Source organism: Streptococcus sp. 20925_1_24, from assembly GCF_041432335.1.
In the GTDB taxonomy this organism is placed as follows: domain Bacteria; phylum Bacillota; class Bacilli; order Lactobacillales; family Streptococcaceae; genus Streptococcus; species Streptococcus mitis_BM.
In genome coordinates this window covers 121,202-139,848 of sequence record NZ_JAPVZM010000001.1, presented here as the reverse complement: position 1 = coordinate 139,848, position 18,647 = coordinate 121,202, and the positions used below count along the sequence as shown (strand labels likewise).

Here is an 18,647-nt window from a genome sequence, read left to right as displayed (position 1 = left end):
GTTTACATCAAGAACTGAAAGGCATATCCGTGACAAAGCTTTTTAAAAGTGATAGAATTAAAATAACTGGGGAAATCCCTGAATAAAATTAAGGAGATGTTTAGAACAATGACTTCAACTAAACAACACAAAAAAGTTATCCTTGTCGGAGATGGTGCTGTAGGTTCATCTTACGCTTTTGCACTTGTTAACCAAGGAATTGCACAAGAGCTTGGAATTATCGAAATTCCACAATTGCATGAAAAAGCTGTTGGTGACGCGCTTGACCTTAGTCACGCCCTTGCCTTCACTTCACCTAAAAAAATCTATGCAGCTCAATACTCTGACTGTGCAGACGCTGACCTTGTTGTGATCACTGCAGGTGCGCCTCAAAAACCAGGTGAAACTCGTCTTGACCTTGTAGGTAAAAACCTTGCTATCAACAAATCAATCGTAACTCAAGTTGTTGAATCAGGTTTCAAAGGTATCTTCCTTGTTGCTGCTAACCCAGTTGACGTTTTGACTTACTCAACTTGGAAATTCTCTGGTTTCCCTAAAGAACGCGTTATCGGTTCAGGTACTTCACTTGACTCAGCTCGTTTCCGTCAAGCACTTGCTGAAAAATTGGATGTAGATGCTCGTTCAGTTCACGCTTACATCATGGGTGAACACGGTGACTCTGAGTTCGCTGTTTGGTCACACGCAAACATCGCTGGTGTAAACCTTGAAGAATTCCTTAAAGACACTCAAAATGTTCAAGAAGCTGAATTGATTGAATTGTTCGAAGGTGTTCGTGATGCAGCCTACACAATCATCAACAAAAAAGGTGCAACATACTACGGTATCGCAGTAGCCCTTGCTCGTATCACTAAAGCAATCCTTGACGATGAAAACGCAGTACTTCCACTTTCAGTATTCCAAGAAGGTCAATACGGAGTTGAGAACGTCTTTATCGGTCAACCAGCTGTTGTTGGTGCACATGGTATCGTTCGTCCAGTAAACATTCCATTGAACGACGCAGAAACTCAAAAAATGCAAGCATCTGCTAAAGAATTGCAAGCTATCATTGACGAAGCATGGAAAAACCCAGAATTCCAAGCAGCTTCAAAAAACTAATTTAACTATAGACAACTCCTTGAATCATCAGGGAGTTGTTTTTTATCTATATTATAGTAGATTGAAATAAGATATGAACAAATTAATTTCTAGAAATGTTTTAGCAGCCACGGCGTACTATTCTAGTTGTAATCCACTATAAGAACTAAACATTTTATGAAATTTTCGTTCAAAAAACAACATCCCTTTAAAAGCTATCATGTCATGGCTTGGGCATGAAGACAAAAAGACTACCAATCAGATTTATACTCACATCACAAAAAGTATGGAACAAGCAACGATTTACTCTTTAGCTACAGTTGCATTAAATCAAAAGTAGAAAACTTTTCCCATATACAAAAAAGCCCATCATACAGGCTAGACAGCTTGATACGATAGGCTATTTTTCTATTAATTAACGTACTGTACGGATACGCATTGTGTTTGTACGAACAGCTTCTCCAACTGGTACACCAGCAACAATAACGATATCGTCACCAGATTCTACAAGACCTGCTTCAACTGCTTTACGTTCAGCAATTTCGAACATATCGTCAGTTGAAGATGGAGCATCTGTCAACATTGGGATAACACCCCAGTTCAACATCAATCCACGTTCTGTCAATTCGTCGAATGTCAATGCCAAGATGTCAGCATTTGGACGGTATTTAGAGATCAAACGTGCAGTGTGACCTGTCTTAGTAAGAGTTACAACCAATTTAATATCCATTGAGTTAGTAGCATCTTTAACAGCTGAAGCCATTACTTCTGTCTTAGAGTTACGTTCGAATGAATCTGAGTTCAAACGTCCGTATTCGTTAAGAAGAGTTTGAGCGTTCTTATCGATTGTAGCCATTGTAGTTACTGACTCAAGTGGGTATTTACCGTTTGCAGACTCACCTGAAAGCATTGTTGCGTCAGTTCCATCGATAACAGCGTTAAATACGTCTGATACTTCTGAACGAGTTGCACGTGGTTTTTCAGTCATTGTTTCAAGCATGTTTGTTGCAGTGATAACAACTTTACCTGCAGCGTTCACTTTAGTGATGATCATTTTTTGGTAAACTGGAACCATTTCGAATGGTACTTCGATACCCATGTCACCACGAGCGATCATGATACCATCAGCAGCTTCGATGATTTCATCCAAGTTATCGATACCTTGTTGGTTTTCGATTTTAGCGAACAATTGAACATGTCCGTTTCCAGTTTCTTCACAGATTGCACGAACTTCGTTCACGTCTTTTGCAGTACGTACGAATGAAATAGCGATGAAGTTGATACCTTGTTCAAGACCGAAACGGATATCGTCGTTATCACGTTCAGCAAGAGCTGGGAAAGGAATTTTAGTGTTAGGGATGTTCACACCTTTTTGTTTAGCGATGATACCATCGTTTTCAACTTCAACTTCAAATTCACGAGTTGCATCATCTTTAGCAACCACACGAAGACCAAGTTTACCATCGTCAACCAAAACTTGACGACCAACTTCAACATCATCATAGATATCAAGAGCACCAGCAACGTTCAATGCAATCACTTCACGAGTTGATTTGATTCCTTGTTTAGTTGCAACACGGATTTTCTCACCAGTTTTGTATGAATACTCTTTAGCTTCACCTTCGAACAATTCTGTACGGATTTCTGGTCCTTTTGTATCAAGAAGGAAACCAACTTTTTTACCTGCAAGTTTTTCAGCAAGTTTAACAGTTGCCATACGCTCACCTTGTTCTTGGTGGTCACCGTGTGAGAAGTTGAAACGGAATGTGTTAGCACCAGCTTCAATCAATTTAGCAATGTTTTTAGCTGAAGCTTCAACATCAAGTTTTTCACCCCAGTATCCGTCCTCACCGAATTTTTTACCACCACGGATTTCTACCGCAGGACCCAAAGTTGCAACGATTTTTACACGTTTGTTCATGATTTTTGTGACTCCTTTATATATATGACCTTTTTGGTCTTATTAACTAAATTGTAAATTATGACAAGCTCTTATTCAAGCTAGATAGCTCAATGTCGGCTTTGTGTGGGTTGTTAACAACAATCTTACCTTCTGCAGTAAGGCTAAACAATGCTCCTTCTTCTGCAGTTCCAAGAATTGGATTTTCAACCATTTTTTCGTTACGGATACCAACCGCAACACCACCGATACCTTCTTTAAGAAGTTTAACAGCATGCGCACCCATACGTGACGCCAATACACGGTCACGCGCAGTTGGAGAACCACCACGTTGAATATGTCCAAGTTCTGTCACACGAAGGTCGCTTGTATCCCCAGCTTCTTTTAGTTTTTTACCAAATTCAGCTGCTGACATCACACCTTCTGCCAAGACGATGATATTGTGTTTTTTACCACACTCATAACCACATTTAATGCTTTCTACGATATCTGCAATCTTGAATCCTTCTTCAGGAATGATGATTTCATCAGCACCAGTTGCAATACCAGCCCAAAGAGCGATATCACCAGCGTTACGTCCCATAACTTCAATAACAAAAGTACGACGGTGACTTGATGATGTATCACGAATCTTATCGATAGCATCCATAGCAGTTGTAACCGCTGTGTCAAAACCGATTGTAAAGTCAGTACCAACGATATCGTTATCGATTGTACCTGGAAGACCGATAGCTGGGAAGCCATGTTCAGTCAAACGCATAGCGCCGTGGTAAGATCCGTCACCACCGATAACAACTACACCTTCAATTCCGTGTTTTTTCAATTGCTCAATCCCTTTAAGTTGCCCTTCAAGTTGAGCGAACTCTGGGTAACGAGCTGAGTGAAGGAAAGTACCACCACGAGAAATGATGTCTCCTACTGAAGCTGCATCTAGGGGATGAATTTCACCGGCAACCATACCAGCATATCCGTCATAGATACCAAACACTTCCATTCCTTCTGAAATTGCTTGACGAACAACTGCACGGATAGCAGCGTTCATACCAGGTGCGTCTCCGCCACTAGTCAAAACAGCAATACGTTTCATATTGGTTTATGCTCCTTTTTCTTTTAACATTCTTATTGATTATACCACATTTGATTTTAAAATTCTTCTATTTTCCGTATTTTTAGCGATAAATCGTTTTCATAACAATTTCATTCAATTTCGCTTCTAATTCATTGGATTTAGCTACAAAATGATGGGGAGAAACGATTGTTTTCTGTTCCTCTTCATACCTGATGATGACTGGGATTGGGCCTTTATACTGGTCTAAAATACGTGAAATTTCTTGATCGGAATCATGATTCTTCACCTGTATCCAAAAACGTTCAGCGACTGCTTCTCTTATTTCTTGTGCAATCATTTGCAAACGGCCATCACGTGACTGTATTTTTCCTTTTATATAGTAGAAGGCTCCCTCTTTTATTTTCTGCCCAACCTGACGATATAAGTCTGAAAAGAGAGTGACATCCAATTTTTTCTTACTATCATCTACCTGTAAGAAAGCCATGTTTTCGCCCTTTTTGGTACGAATTACTTTTATCTTCTGAACTTCAACCAAAATAATAGCGTAGCTATTTTCTGACAAATTCCCAATTGGGGTAATCGGGTAAATAGCCTTACTTGCAATAGCTTGTAGGGGATGTTTGCTGACACCTATCCCTAAAAGCTCTTGTTCCATATAGAATTTTTCTTGATCTGTCCAATCTTCCGATTCCTGCCAACTATAAATAGTATCTCCAAACAAACTTCCTAACTCTTTTACAAATTCAAATAGATTAACTAAATTATTGAATACTTTTTGGCGATTTTTTTCAAATGAATCGAAAAGACCAACTTTTACCAAAGGTTCTAGCAGAGGAAGTTTCAAATAATTCTCAGGTAATTTAGCTATAAAATCTTCAATGTTAGAATAGGGTCTATTTTCAATAATCCAAAGTGCCAAATCCTTGCTGATTCCCTTAATCGATTTCAATCCTAGATAGATGGCCTTGTTGGCAATTTTATCGTGATAAGGAATGGTGTTGATGGACAGAGGCGCTACTTCAAAGCCTGCTTCTAAGGCATCTGTTAAGTAATCACTGTTGGCGGAATTCAACATGACCTGATAAAAAATGGCTGGATAATGCGTTTTGAAATAAGCCAACTGAAAGGCCAAGGCTGAGTAGGCATAGGCATGTGACCTGTTAAAACCATAACCTGCAAACTTCTCCATGACATCAAAGACCTGCTCTGCCTTTTCCGCAGTATGTCCAGCTTCTAATGAACCTTGAATAAAAGAAGCCCTCATCTCATGCATGGCAGAGGCATCCTTTTTCCCCATAGCTCGGCGCAAAATATCGGCTTTCCCAAGACTAAATCCAGCAAATCGCTGAGCAACCTGCATAACCTGCTCCTGATAGAGCATAATGCCGTAGGTTGGAGCCAAAATATCCTCCAGTACTGGATCCAGAACAGTCACTTCTTCCTGCCCATGTTTTCTTGCCACAAAATTATTGATGTAGTCACTAGCACCTGGCCTATTTAGGGAAGTAGTCGCTACGACATCTTCAAAACAGACTGGTTGAACACGTTTGAGCAAGCGAATGGCACCAGGTTGCTCAAATTGAAAGATACCTTTTGTATTGCCAGAAGCAAAAAGAGCTAGCGTTTCTTTGTCTTCCAAATCAATTTCTTCTATTTTCAGATGAATACCTTCTGATTCAGCAAGCAACTCTTGCATCTTCTGGACAAAGGTCAAATTTCGTAGTCCCAGAAAGTCCATTTTCAAAAGCCCACTAGCTTCAACTCCATGAGCATCATATTGAGTCAGTGGAATTTCATCACCATGCTTTAGTGGGATATAGTCTGTCAAATCTTGGTCACTAATTACAACACCAGCCGCATGGACTGAGGTTTGTCTTGGATAGCCCTCTATCTTGCAGGCAATTTCAAAGGCTTTTTGGTATTCTAACTTACTATTGATTTGCTGACGAAACTGTAGGTTCCCTTCATAGGCTGACTTAAGATTATCACGAAAACTGATTTTCTTGGTAATTGCAGATAATTCATACTCTGGCACACCAAAGCGTTTCAAGACATCTCGTAGAGCTTGCTTGGCTCCAAAGGTTGAAAAAGTAACGATTTGAGCCGCATGTTTACTGCCATATTTATTGCCAACATACCTGATAAAATCTGGACGATAAATATCAGGAATATCAATATCAATATCAGGCATGGTATAGCGTTCACGATTGAGAAAGCGTTCAAAAATCAGATTTTTCTCTACTGGGTCAATCCCTGTAATGTCTAAAGCATAGGAAACCAAGCTACCAACTGCGGAACCTCGCCCCATTCCCATATAATAGCCATTCGAACGTCCAAAACGCAGCAAATCCCAGACAACCAAGAAATAATCATCAAAGCCCATATCATGAATAACAGCCAATTCTTGGTCTAGACGGTCTTGATATTCTTTACTAGTCAACCCCTTCTGAGCAAGCCCAAGCTCAGCGCGTTCTCTCAACTCTTCTACTGCTGGCCTTGCTGGATTAAAACGAGGCAATTTTAGACTAGTATCCAAGTCGTAAGAAATACCTGAAATAAGCTTTTCTAAATTGTCCAAGGCTTGCGGAAAACGTTCTAGGAATAATTTTTCTAAAGAACTTGCTGATATAAAGACATCTTGTCGCGAGCGCAATGGAACTTCTCTAAGCGGTAGGTTTTCTTTAATTGCTGTTAAGACTTGCAGAACTTCTCTATCCCTGCTTTCAAAGGCATTTACCCGATAGAGGGGCAAGATTGGATGATGAAATTCGCTTGCCAGTGTTTCTGGGTAAACCCCTATATAGTAATCACAGCCTAGATTTAGTGATTCAAGCTCTTCAAAATAAGGCACAATTACCGCGATATCCTCCAGGTACTGGGACAAGACTGACCAACTTTTCTCCCCCTGCATCTTGGTTGTTGAAAGCTTCATCAACTGCTGATAGCCCACACTAGATAGAGCTAAAAAGCGTAGATTCACTTCCTGATCATCCACAAATACAGTCATTTCAAGCCCTAATAAAGGATGAATGCCATATTTTTTTGTAACCTCTAGAAAGTCAAAAGCACCATAAAGATTATCAATATCCATCATAGCCAGATGAGTGTAGCCGTATTCTTTAGCTGCTCTCACATACTTTTCGATCGAAATGACGCTCTCCATAAAACTATAGACTGTTTTTGTATCTAGTTGTGCGATCAATTTACACTTCTCCTCTATCCTTCTCACTATATTATACCATTTTCAAAAAGAGAAAGACAAAAGCAATGACTTCTATCTCTATTTTATCCTTAAAGTAAAATTTTTTGAATGAAAAAAGCAAAAATACATTTAAAGAATCAAATGATCCGGTAATTTTTTTACTTTTTTATCCCAAGAAGTGAATATATCTTTTAAAACAGAAAGATACATCTAGTTAATCTATTTACTATTATAACTTGTTTTGAACTATAGAGTTGTACCTGTTTTTCATATAAATAATATTCATTATTCTTTAATTAATTTCTTTCTCACTTAATAATTCCCTTTCTCCTATTTTTTTGATATAATAACCTTAATTATTATTTTACAAGGAGGTTTTATGCGCTTTAATCAATTCAGCTATTTATCACTTCCAAGAGATACTATTTTATATGAATTAAAAAAGTATGGATTTGATTTTCCATCTGAGTCAACAAATAAAAAGATGTTGGAGGCTTTTTTAAGTCGTTTCTTTTTCACTTATCAAGACACCAACTATCCACTTTCCATCCTAGCGGCTGATAAAAAAACAGACCTGCTGACATTTTTTCAATCAAAAGATGAACTGACAGCAGATATTTTTTATACTGTTGCTTTTCAACTTTTAGGCTTTTCTTATTTGGTTGACTTCGAAGATAGTGAAGCTTTTCGTAAAGAGACTGGTTTTCCCATTGTATATGGTGACTTGATTGAAAATCTCTATCAGTTACTCAATACTCGCACCAAAAAGGGAAATACTCTTATCGACCAACTTGTTAGTGATGGTCTTATTCCGGAGGATAATGACTACCACTACTTTAACGGCAAGAGTTTGGCTACTTTTTCTAGCCATGATGTCATCCGTGAAGTGGTCTACGTTGAGTCTCGTGTCGATACTGACCAAAAAGCTCTACCAGACCTAGTCAAGGTCAGCATTATTCGTCCTCGTTATGAGGGGCAAATCCCTGCCATCATGACAGCCAGTCCCTATCATCAGGGAACAAATGACAAGGCTAGTGACAAGGCTCTCTACAAGATGGAGGGCGAGCTTGAGGTTAAACCTGCTCATAAGATTGAACTAGAGGAACCTCAACTCAATCTCGTCCAGCCTCAAGGCCAAGCTGATCTTGTGTCAGAAGCTGAGGAAAAGCTAACTCACATCAACTCTAGCTATACACTCAACGACTACTTCCTCCCACGAGGTTTTGCCAATCTCTATGTTTCAGGTGTTGGTACCAAAGACTCTACTGGTTTCATGACTAACGGAGACTACCAACAAATCGAAGCTTATAAAAATGTCATCGACTGGCTTAATGGTCGTTGCCGTGCCTTTACCGACCACACGCGCCAGCGTCAAGTCAAGGCTGACTGGTCAAATGGAAAAGTAGCCACAACTGGACTTTCTTATCTAGGTACAATGTCCAATGGTCTTGCGACTACAGGAGTCGATGGTTTAGAGGTTATCATTGCTGAGGCTGGCATTTCTTCATGGTACAACTACTACCGTGAAAACGGTCTAGTGACCAGCCCAGGTGGCTATCCAGGTGAGGACTTTGACTCCCTTGCTGAGTTAACCTATTCTCGTAATCTCTTGGCTGGCGACTATATCCGTGGCAATGAAGCTCACCAAGCTGACTTAGAAAAAGTAAAGGAACAACTGGATCGCAAGACTGGCGACTATAACCAGTTTTGGCATGACCGTAATTATCTGCTCAATGCCCATAAGGTAAAAGCAGAGGTTGTCTTTACCCACGGGTCTCAGGATTGGAATGTTAAACCACTTCATGTTTACCAGATGTTCCATGCTCTCCCTGCTCATATACACAAGCATCTCTTTTTCCATAATGGTGCCCATGTTTACATGAACAACTGGCAATCCATTGACTTCCGTGAGTCCATGAATGCTTTGTTGACAAAGAAATTACTAGGACAAGATACAGATTTCCAACTTCCTACTGTTATCTGGCAGGACAATACAGCCCCTCAGACTTGGTTATCACTTGATAACTTCGGTGGGCAAGAAAACTTTGAAACCTTCTCACTTGGTCAAGAAGAGAAAGTCATTCAAAACCAGTATCCAGATAAGGATTTTGAGCGCTATGGTAAAACCTACCAAACCTTCAATACAGAACTCTATCAAGGAAAAGCCAATCAGATTACTATTGACCTTCCTGTGACTAAGGATCTTCACTTGAACGGTCGAGCTCAACTTAATCTTCGTATCAAATCCAGCACAAACAAGGGGCTTTTATCTGCTCAACTACTGGAACTTGGTCAAAAGAAATACCTAAAACCTTATCCTGCTGTTTTAGGTGCTAGAACCATTGATAATGGACGCTACCACATGTTGGAAAATCTCTGTGAATTACCATTTAGGCCAGATGCACAGCGAGTCGTGACAAAAGGCTACATCAATTTACAAAATAGAAATGATTTACTGTTAGTAGAGGATATTACTGCAGATGAATGGATGGATGTGCAATTTGAACTACAACCTACTATTTACAAGTTAAAAGAAGGAGATACTCTTCGTTTAGTCCTCTATACGACTGACTTTGAAATCACAATCCGTGACAATACCGACTACCACTTGACTGTCGATCTTGAACAGTCTACTCTTACCATACCTCACTAAAAAAGGAGTTAAATTATTATGAATAAATCTGAACACCGACACCAACTCATACGCGCTCTTGTTGCAAAAAACAAGATTCATACACAGGCTGAGTTGCAAGCCCTTCTTGCTGATAATGACATTCAAGTTACACAAGCTACACTTTCGAGGGATATTAAAAGTATGAACCTCTCAAAAGTACGAGAAGAAGACAACTCTTACTATGTGCTCAATACAGGCTCTATCTCAAAATGGGAAAAACGTCTTGAACTCTACATGGAAGATGCCCTTGTCTTGATGCGCCCAGTTCAACATCAAGTTCTACTAAAAACCCTTCCTGGACTGGCTCAATCATTTGGTTCTATCATTGATGCTTTGAGTTTCCCTGACGCTATCGCTACCCTCTGTGGTGATGATGTCTGCCTTGTCATCTGTGAAGATGCAGAGGCAGCCCAACATTGCTTTGAAGAGCTGAAACGGTTCGCCCCACCATTTTTCTTTGGTGAATAAACAGAAACTGAACTCAAAAACTGCAAAACTCTCAAAATTTTAAACAGTAGTGAATTGATGTCAGCTAACATCTAGCGAATACAATAGCTTATTCCTAATGAAAAGTGAGCTATGCAGTTTAATAAAACAAAAAAGAGAAATCTATCTCATACATGAGTACAAAAGCTCCCCTTATAGTTTCTAGTGAAAAACAAATATTCACTAGAAACTATAAGGGGAGTCTTCATATATCTAAAAGAAATTCTAAACCTGTTTCAGCTTGATATAGTGTTTGAATAAAATGTGAACAAATTTATTAGGGAATCCAAATCAATTTCATGCTTTAAAAGTCGTTTCATACTATTTTAGATTCAATTAATTATACATCATAGATAATCCGCTTCAAAAATCTCTTCAAATCACGTCAGGTTCACATTTCCGTATAAGAGAGAAATTTATTGTTGCAATACTTTTCTTGGTTTGGTACCTTCAGCTGGACCGATGACACCTGCCATCTCCAGTTCTTCCATGAGACGGGTCGCACGGTTAAATCCAACTGACAAACGACGCTGAATCATGGATGCACTGGCTTTCTGGGTCTCGATGACTAAAGCCTTGGCTTCTTCAAAAAGCGGATCTCCACCAGATTCACCATCTGAAAATTCACCGTCATTTTCAGAAACCTCACCTGGATCAAAACTCTCATCGTAGTCTGCATCTGCCTGAGCCTTGATAAAGTTTACGATGCGTTCAACATCATCATCCGAGATAAAGGAGCCTTGGAGACGAACTGGATGATTTTCATCAATCGGTTTAAAGAGCATGTCACCTCGGCCAAGCAGTTTTTCTGCTCCATTTTCATCCAAGATAGTACGGGAATCTGTCCCTGATGATACCGCAAAAGCCACTCGAGATGGGACATTGGCTTTAATCAACCCAGATATGACATCAACGGATGGACGCTGGGTTGCAAGAATCATGTGAATCCCTGCAGCACGCGCCTTCTGCCCAAGACGAATGATGGCATCTTCCACTTCCTTGCTGGCAACCATCATGAGGTCAGCCAACTCATCCACAATCACGACAATGAGCGGTAGCGGAATCTGCTTGTACTCAGACTGGGCATTGAACTCTTCTACCTTGGCATTAAAGCCTGCAATATTCCGAACTCCCACCTTGGCAAAGAGTTCATAACGGTTTTCCATTTCATCCACAACCTTTTGCAGGGCCTTGCTGGCCTTGCGTGGATTGGTCACGACTGGAATCAAGAGATGGGGAATGTCATTGTAAACAGATAACTCAACCATCTTGGGATCGACCATCATAAATTTAACTTGGTCAGGTCTCGCCTTCATGAGGATGCTGGCGATAATGCCGTTAACAGCTACTGACTTCCCTGAACCCGTTGAACCTGCAACTAGCAAGTGGGGCATTTTGGAAAGGTCAAAAGCTCTTGCAGTACCATTAACCGCCTTCCCTAAAGGAATTTCCAAGAGATTTTCTGCTTTCGTTTGAGATTGTTCCCATAGTTCGCGGAAAGAAACTGTCGCAATCTCGGAGTTAGGTACTTCGATTCCCACTAAAGATTTCCCTGGGATAGGTGCTTCGATTCGGACATCCTTGGCCGCCAAGGCTAGAGCGAGATCATCTGCGAGATTGGAAATGCGGTTGACCCTTACACCTACTGCTGGCTTGACTTCATACTTGGTCACTGATGGCCCAATTTCGGCCCGTTCAACCGTTACCTTGATACCAAAGCTAGCAAAGGTTTCTTCTAGGATTTTGATGTTTTCACGAACGATTTTCTTCTCTTTAGACTGGTCTTTTGGTTTATCTGGGGCAAAGAGTTGTAAGCTTGGAAGTTTGTATTCAAGAGCCTCCTTGGCTGAAAAATCAACCTGAACATCTTCATCATCAGAGCCATCTTCCTTTTCAGGGAATTCAAGTTCAGCTTGAGGCAGGATGATTTCTGGTTCCACCCACTCTTCTTCTGGAATAGGTGGAACGTCAAGCACAACATCTTCTGTCAAAATTTCACCTGTTTCCATATCGACAGGAGGCATATTAAGCAAGCCTTTCTCAGCCTCTTCTTTTTCTAATCTAGCCTCTTCCTCAGCCTTTTGGCGAGCTTTTTCTTCTTGTTTGACAAAGCGTTCCTCTTTTCGACGCTCATGCCCTTCTCGCCATTTGGCAAATTCTCTACTGAAAAATTCAGCAACATCATAAACAGACCAAGAGCTGACGAGAAGAGCCCCCACTAAAATCAAGATAGAACCAATAAAGTAAGTGCCGATATTTGAAAAGAGAAAGGCAGTTGGAATATAAAGAGCAACCCCAATCAAGCCCCCTCCAGCAAAACTGGTCGTTCGAAAACTAGCCAAATCTGTCACAACCTGAGCCATGGTTCCTTTTAGAACGAACTTGCCCAAACCATATTTCCAAACTAAGTAGGCCTCAAAAATCAAGAGCAAGCCTGCAAATATAATGAAAAAGCCAGATAGGAGGCCTTCCTGTTTTCGTATCCACTTGAAAAAGAAGAGGTAGAGCAGGATACCAAATATTGCCAGATAAGCTAGGCTACCCACCAGCAAGCGAATTAAATTGTAAAGGGTTATACCTGCAGCCCCTAATTTGAAGGCTGCGAAAATCAATAAAAGGGCGATTCCCAACGAAATCAACATTCGTTGAATCGCTTCTTTTCTTTCGAGTTCTGCTTTAGACGGTCTCCGTCTTGTTTTACTTGTATTCTTGTTTGCCATTCTTCTATTATACCATATTTCACAGGCATTTCGGAAAGAGAAAAAGACTGCACCAAGCGGTCCAATCTTTTTATTTTCTATCTAATTTTTATGCTTGAGGTTTGCGTAGGTAACCATAAACCACACCACTTACGATTGCTCCTACCAATACAGAAACGAGGTAAAGAAGAGCATTTGAAGTAAGGGCAATCACGAAGATTCCTCCGTGTGGCGCCATAAGTTTGATACCAGTAAGACCAACGAGTCCACCTGCTACTGCTGAACCAAGGATGAAACTTGGGATCGCACGAGCTGGGTCAGCGGCACCAAATGGAATTGCTCCCTCAGTGATAAATGACAAGCCCATGATGATGTTTGTCAAACCTGAGTTGCGTTCTTCCTTAGTAAATTTATCTTTGAAAAGAAGAGTTGCGACAAAGATTGCAAGTGGTGGCACCATTCCTCCAGCCATAACTGCTGCCATGGCTACAGAACCACCTGAAGAAACAGACGCTGCAAGCGTACCTGTACCAAAGACATAAGCCGCTTTGTTAACTGGTCCACCCATGTCAACAGCCATCATTCCACCAAGGACGATACCAAGAAGGACAGCTGAACCTCCTCCAAGACCACCTAGGAAGTCATTCATAGCAGTGTTGATTGCTGCCATTGGGATATTAACAGCTAGCATGACAAATCCAGTCAAGATTGTTCCAAGAAGTGGCAAAAGAAGGATTGATTTTGCACCTTCAAGTGAACGAGGAACTTTAACGTATTTCTTGATAGCAAGAACTAAAGCACCTGCGATAAATCCACCAACAAGGGCACCTAGGAAACCAGATGAGACACCTGCAAGAGTTGAAGTTGCTTCACCACCTGCGGCATAAGGAATTTTACCAAAGGCAAAACCTTCTTTGGCAATAGCACCAGCCACGAAACCTGCTACCAAACCTGGTTTTTCAGCGATAGAGTAGGCAACATAACCTGCAAAGACTGGAAGCATCAAACCAAAGGCAGCTCCACCAATTTTCATGAACATAGAAGCTAGCTCATGGTAGGAACCAAGATTACCAAGATTTTCATTTGGAACACCCAAAGCACCGTCAATCAAGAAGGCAAGGGCAATCATGATACCACCGCCAATAACAAATGGCAACATTTGCGATACACCACTCATCAAGTGTTTGTAGAAGGCACCACCAAGACTTTGTTTTTCGTTAGAGGCTGTTGTAGCTTTTGTTCCATTAGCAGCACGATAAACTTCAGCATCTCCTGAAAGAGCCAAGTTAATTAACTCTTCTGTTTTACGGATACCGTCAGCAACTGGACGATTGATCAATGGTTTGCCATCGAAACGATCCATTTCAACTGCCTTGTCTGCCGCGATGATAACAGCTTTAGCCTTACGAATGTCTTCCGCAGTTAGTTGGTTACCAACACCGCTAGCACCGTTGGTTTCGACCTTAATTCCAACACCCATTTCAGCAGCCACTTTTTGAAGGGCTTCTTGAGCCATGTAAGTGTGAGCGATACCTGTTGTACAAGCTGTAACAGCAACGATAAAGTCACCAGAGTCATTGGTAGGTGCTTGAACTGGCTCCTCAGCTTTTTCTGAAGCTTGGTTAAAAAGTTCGATAACTTGGTCAGCTGATGTTGCTTGACGAAGTTTGTCAGCAAAACCGTCTTTCATCAAGTATTGAGACAATTCTGCCAAGGCTGCTAAGTGAGTATCATTGGCACCTTCTGGAGCAGCAATCATAAAGAAGAGATCAGTTGCTTGTCCGTCTAAACTTTCGTAGTCAACACCCTTGTTTGACTTAGCAAAGAGAACAGTAGCTTCCTTTACAGCAGCATTTTTACTGTGAGGCATAGCAATTCCATCACCCAAACCAGTAGAAGTCAAAGCTTCACGCGCCAAAATTCCTTCTTTAAAGGTTTCAAAATCTGTCACATAACCGTGATCTGTCAAGCTTTTAATCATCTCTTCGATGACAGCTGTTTTTTCAGTTGCTTGCAAATCCAGCAACATGACATCTTTTCTCAATAGGTCTTGAATTTTCATCGTTTTTCTACCTCAACTTTTTCATATGTTTCTTTAATAAATTCTGTTGTTGCCAAGTCATCTGAGAAGGTGGTTGCTGTTCCACAAGCAACCCCCCATTTGAAGGCTTCTACTGCGTCTTTTGATTTGACAAATTCACCTGTAAATCCAGCAACCATAGAGTCACCAGCTCCAACTGAATTTTTGACTGTTCCCTTGATAGGTTTTGCGAAGTAAGCTCCCTCAGATGTGACAAGAAGAGCACCGTCACCAGCCATAGAAATAATGACGTTTTGAGCACCTTTAGCCAGTAACTCACGAGCGTATTTCTCAATTTCATCTAAACTTTCGAGTTTCACTCCAAAAATCGCTCCAAGTTCATGATTGTTTGGTTTGACCAAAAGTGGCTGGTAGTCCAAACTATCAATCAAGGTCTGTCCTTCAAAATCACAAACGACTTGCGCACCTGTCTGACGTGTCAAGGCAATCAAATCCTTATAGATAACATTGCCTAGATTTTTAGCACTTGAACCTGCAAAGACAACTGTATCTTCTGCTGTTAAACTTGAAAGAATAGCTTTCAATTCTTCTAACTGATCCGGTTCAACAGTTGGACCCGTTCCGTTGATTTCTGTTTCTTGGTCTGCTTTGATCTTGACATTGATACGAGTATCTTCTGCCACTTGGACAAAACGTGTCTCAATTTCTTCCTCTGCCAGAGTATCTGTGATAAATTCACCAGTAAAACCTCCGATAAATCCAGTCGCTGTATTTGGAATATCCAAGCGTTTCAAGACACGGCTAACATTGATTCCTTTCCCTCCAGCAAACTTATCATCACTGTCCATACGATTGACACTACCAACTTGGACTTGGTCCAAACGAACGATATAGTCAATGGATGGATTGAGTGTGACTGTATAAATCATACTTCTATTACCTCCGTTTTCTCCTTAATAGCCTGCAAGAGCTCATGCCCTTGACTTGTGATAACAATAGCTCGTTTGAGTGGTGCTACCTTGGCAAAGCAAGTTTGTCCAATTTTTGACGAATCCACCAAGACATAGGTCTGTTTGGCATTTTCTAAAATAGCACGCTTAACAGCTCCCTCCTCCATATCAGGAGTCGTATAATAGCCATCGTCCACACCATTCATCCCGATAAAGGCACGGTCAAAGTGCAATTGGTTAATCTGGTTAAGAGCAACGCCCCCGATGCTAGCATCTGTTGCCATCTTGACACTTCCTCCAACCATGACAGTTGGAATCTGCTTTTCAACCAACTGTGCGGCATGGTGAATCGAATTTGTCACAACAGTAATATTCTTATTGACCAATTCATGGATCAAAAAAGCAGTTGTTGTTCCAGCATCGATAAAGATGACATCTTGTTCCTTGATGAGAGAGGCTGCTTTCTGAGCAAGTAGCTTTTTCTCTTGAAGGTTTTTGACAGATTTTTCTTGAATGGTTTCTTCTTCCTGCAAGGAATGGGGCAATTCTGCTCCACCATGCACGCGACGAAGCTTGTTTTCCGCTTCCAACTCATCCAAGTCTCTTCGAACCGTTGATTCTGACGTTTCTAACAAACTAACTAATTTCTCTAGAGAAACTACATGATGTTGATTTAACTCCTCTAAAATCAGTTGTTTACGCTCTGTTTTTAACACTGAATCACCTCCTGTTATCGTTTACACTATTCATTCTATCATACTTTCTTTCAAAGTCAAGCATTTTTTATCATTTTCTTTCACAATCTATCATTTTTCTTATTTCTAGAATTTTTATTGCAAGATGAGAGCCTTTATGGTAGACTATTTGAGTAAGTATTGGAAGATTACTCAAGAGGCTTAAGAGGCCGTGTTGGAAACGCGGTAGGCGTGTAACAGCGTGCGTGGGTTCGAATCCCATGTCTTCCGTTTATTTTAAAAAAGATACCCAAGAAATCTTGGGTATCTTTTTTCTTATATGCTTGTTTTATAACTCGGGTGAATTTCTTAGAAAATATCAAATAACAATTTCACATTGAGAATTGTTAAGATAATGGAAACGATATAGCCAAGGATGGTATTCCATTTGGCATTGGTAAATTCTCCCATCAGTGATTTCTTAGAAGTTAGATAAATCAGTGGGAAGATTGAAAATGGAAGAGCAATCGAAAGAAAGACTTGTGAATAAACCAATAACTGATCCAATGTTTTTTCCTGATGACCAAACAGAACCGCTACAATCATGACAGGCAACAAGGCAAAGAGACGAGTTGCCAAACGAATGAACCATTGAGGTAATCTCATATGCAAGAAACCTTCCATAACGATTTGTCCAGTCAAGGTACCCGTAATCGTCGAATTTTGACCACTGGCTAATAAAGCCAAGGCAAACAAGGTTGATAAGGTCGAGCTAGCTATAGCTCCTGCAATAGTAGAATCCTGCAAGGCATTATACATTTGAGAGAAGGCAGAAATCTCAGATGCATGGCCGAAAAAGAGAGCCGCCCCGAGAATTAATAGAAGGGAGTTAACCACAAAGGCCAAGGATAATTGGAGATTTGAATCCCAGGTCATAAAGCGCACGGCTTTTCGAACATCATTCTTGTCCTTGTGATTGATTTTCCGAGTTTGAGACAAGGAAGAATGCAAATAGAGGTTATGGGGCATAACCGTTGCTCCCACGATCCCTAGTGCCAAGGTTAATTGACTTTCATGCCCTGGCAAGGGACTTTCAAATAAGGTTGCATTCGGTAGATAACCCTCAACGATTCCTTGGAAGCTTGGATGTGACAAAGCTACCAGATAGGTAAAAATTGCTAGAATGGTTAAAATCAGTGTTGTCACAATAGCTTCAATCTTCTTAAAGCCAAATTTCATCAGAAGCAATAAGAGAAAAACATCCAACACGGTCAAGAGAATTGCTATCATAATCGGAATCTTAAAGAGAAGATTGAGAGCAATCGCTGAACCTAGAACTTCTGCCAGATCTGTCGCCATCAAGGCTAATTCTAAAATCACCCATAGACTATAACGAAGCCATTTAGGTGAATGATGAGCCGTTGCTTGAGCCAGGTCCATCTGGGTTACAATACCAAGCTTTCCTGCCATCTGCTGAAGTTGCATGGCAATGAGAGATGAAATCAAGATAACAAACAAGAGACTATACTTATAGGAAGCACCACCGACTACACTGGTAATCCAGTTTCCTGGATCCATATAACCAACTGCGACAAGAGCACCCGGACCTAAAAAGGCCTTTAAATTTTGCCAGAAATGATTGTTATTTGGAGTATCGATAGATTGATTAATCTCAGAGAGTGACACTTTTTTATGAGAAGACATAGATACTTACCTCTTTCTAAACCTACTTTTTCATTATTTTCTATTAGAGAAAAATAAGATTGACTTTAAACTATTAAAACAATGAAAACTATATGAAAAACATTTAGTTTTTTCATTATTTTTCTTAAGACACCTTAATATTTTTCTTAAGGTACCTTAATATTTTTCTTAAGG

Annotated in this window: 11 protein-coding genes and 1 tRNA gene; 4 read left to right on the top strand and 8 right to left on the bottom strand. The window is 40.4% G+C overall.

Going from position 1 to position 18,647, the window contains the following annotated elements:
* The first annotated feature begins 108 nt into the window (after nt 1-108).
* Nucleotides 109-1,095, top strand: coding sequence for an L-lactate dehydrogenase (locus tag O3650_RS00690; protein ID WP_000204726.1), 987 nt, complete (start codon nt 109-111; stop codon nt 1,093-1,095).
* Nucleotides 1,096-1,489: 394 nt separating this feature from the next.
* Here O3650_RS00690 and pyk read toward each other — a convergent pair whose 3' ends face one another.
* From pyk to O3650_RS00675, 3 genes are all read right to left on the bottom strand, one after another.
* Nucleotides 1,490-2,995 carry a pyruvate kinase gene (gene pyk / locus O3650_RS00685; protein ID WP_001042818.1) on the bottom strand — a complete coding sequence of 502 codons (1,506 nt, stop codon included), beginning with the start codon at nt 2,993-2,995 and terminating at the stop codon, nt 1,490-1,492.
* Between the two features lie 58 nt (nt 2,996-3,053).
* Complete coding sequence (gene pfkA / locus O3650_RS00680) at nt 3,054-4,061, bottom strand: 6-phosphofructokinase (protein WP_153193783.1); 1,008 nt, start codon at nt 4,059-4,061, stop codon at nt 3,054-3,056.
* An 82-nt stretch (nt 4,062-4,143) separates the two neighbouring features.
* Nucleotides 4,144-7,245: a DNA polymerase III subunit alpha gene (locus O3650_RS00675; protein WP_371491322.1), complete on the bottom strand. Its 3,102-nt coding sequence runs from the start codon at nt 7,243-7,245 to the stop codon at nt 4,144-4,146.
* Between the two features lie 379 nt (nt 7,246-7,624).
* Between O3650_RS00675 and O3650_RS00670 the strand changes: the two genes are divergently transcribed.
* Both O3650_RS00670 and O3650_RS00665 read left to right on the top strand, forming a co-directional pair.
* The gene (locus O3650_RS00670) at nt 7,625-9,898 is read left to right on the top strand and encodes a Xaa-Pro dipeptidyl-peptidase (protein WP_203175869.1); all 2,274 of its coding nucleotides are present in this window, start codon (nt 7,625-7,627) and stop codon (nt 9,896-9,898) included.
* 18 nt (nt 9,899-9,916) lie between these two features.
* A complete protein-coding gene (locus O3650_RS00665; RefSeq protein WP_001043004.1) occupies nt 9,917-10,387 on the top strand; it encodes an arginine repressor in 471 nt (156 codons plus the stop codon).
* Between the two features lie 434 nt (nt 10,388-10,821).
* Here O3650_RS00665 and O3650_RS00660 read toward each other — a convergent pair whose 3' ends face one another.
* From O3650_RS00660 to O3650_RS00645, 4 genes are all read right to left on the bottom strand, one after another.
* Nucleotides 10,822-13,125: a DNA translocase FtsK gene (locus O3650_RS00660; RefSeq protein WP_371491320.1), complete on the bottom strand. Its 2,304-nt coding sequence runs from the start codon at nt 13,123-13,125 to the stop codon at nt 10,822-10,824.
* Nucleotides 13,126-13,213: 88 nt separating this feature from the next.
* On the bottom strand, nt 13,214-15,166 hold the full coding sequence (locus O3650_RS00655; protein WP_000701454.1) for a fructose-specific PTS transporter subunit EIIC: 1,953 nt from the start codon (nt 15,164-15,166) through the stop codon (nt 13,214-13,216).
* Nucleotides 15,163-16,074: a 1-phosphofructokinase gene (gene pfkB / locus O3650_RS00650; protein ID WP_371491317.1), complete on the bottom strand. Its 912-nt coding sequence runs from the start codon at nt 16,072-16,074 to the stop codon at nt 15,163-15,165. Before pfkB ends, O3650_RS00655 begins: the two co-directional genes overlap by 4 nt.
* A complete protein-coding gene (locus tag O3650_RS00645) occupies nt 16,071-16,811 on the bottom strand; it encodes a DeoR/GlpR family DNA-binding transcription regulator (RefSeq protein WP_000920651.1) in 741 nt (246 codons plus the stop codon). Before O3650_RS00645 ends, pfkB begins: the two co-directional genes overlap by 4 nt.
* Before the next feature lie 161 nt (nt 16,812-16,972).
* On the opposite strand from O3650_RS00645, the gene O3650_RS00640 reads away from it, so the two are divergent.
* Nucleotides 16,973-17,060: transfer RNA gene (locus tag O3650_RS00640), tRNA-Ser, on the top strand.
* 78 nt (nt 17,061-17,138) lie between these two features.
* On the opposite strand, the gene O3650_RS00635 is transcribed toward O3650_RS00640, so the two are convergent.
* Nucleotides 17,139-18,473: an Nramp family divalent metal transporter gene (locus O3650_RS00635; protein ID WP_004260041.1), complete on the bottom strand. Its 1,335-nt coding sequence runs from the start codon at nt 18,471-18,473 to the stop codon at nt 17,139-17,141.
* Nucleotides 18,474-18,647 lie beyond the last annotated feature (174 nt).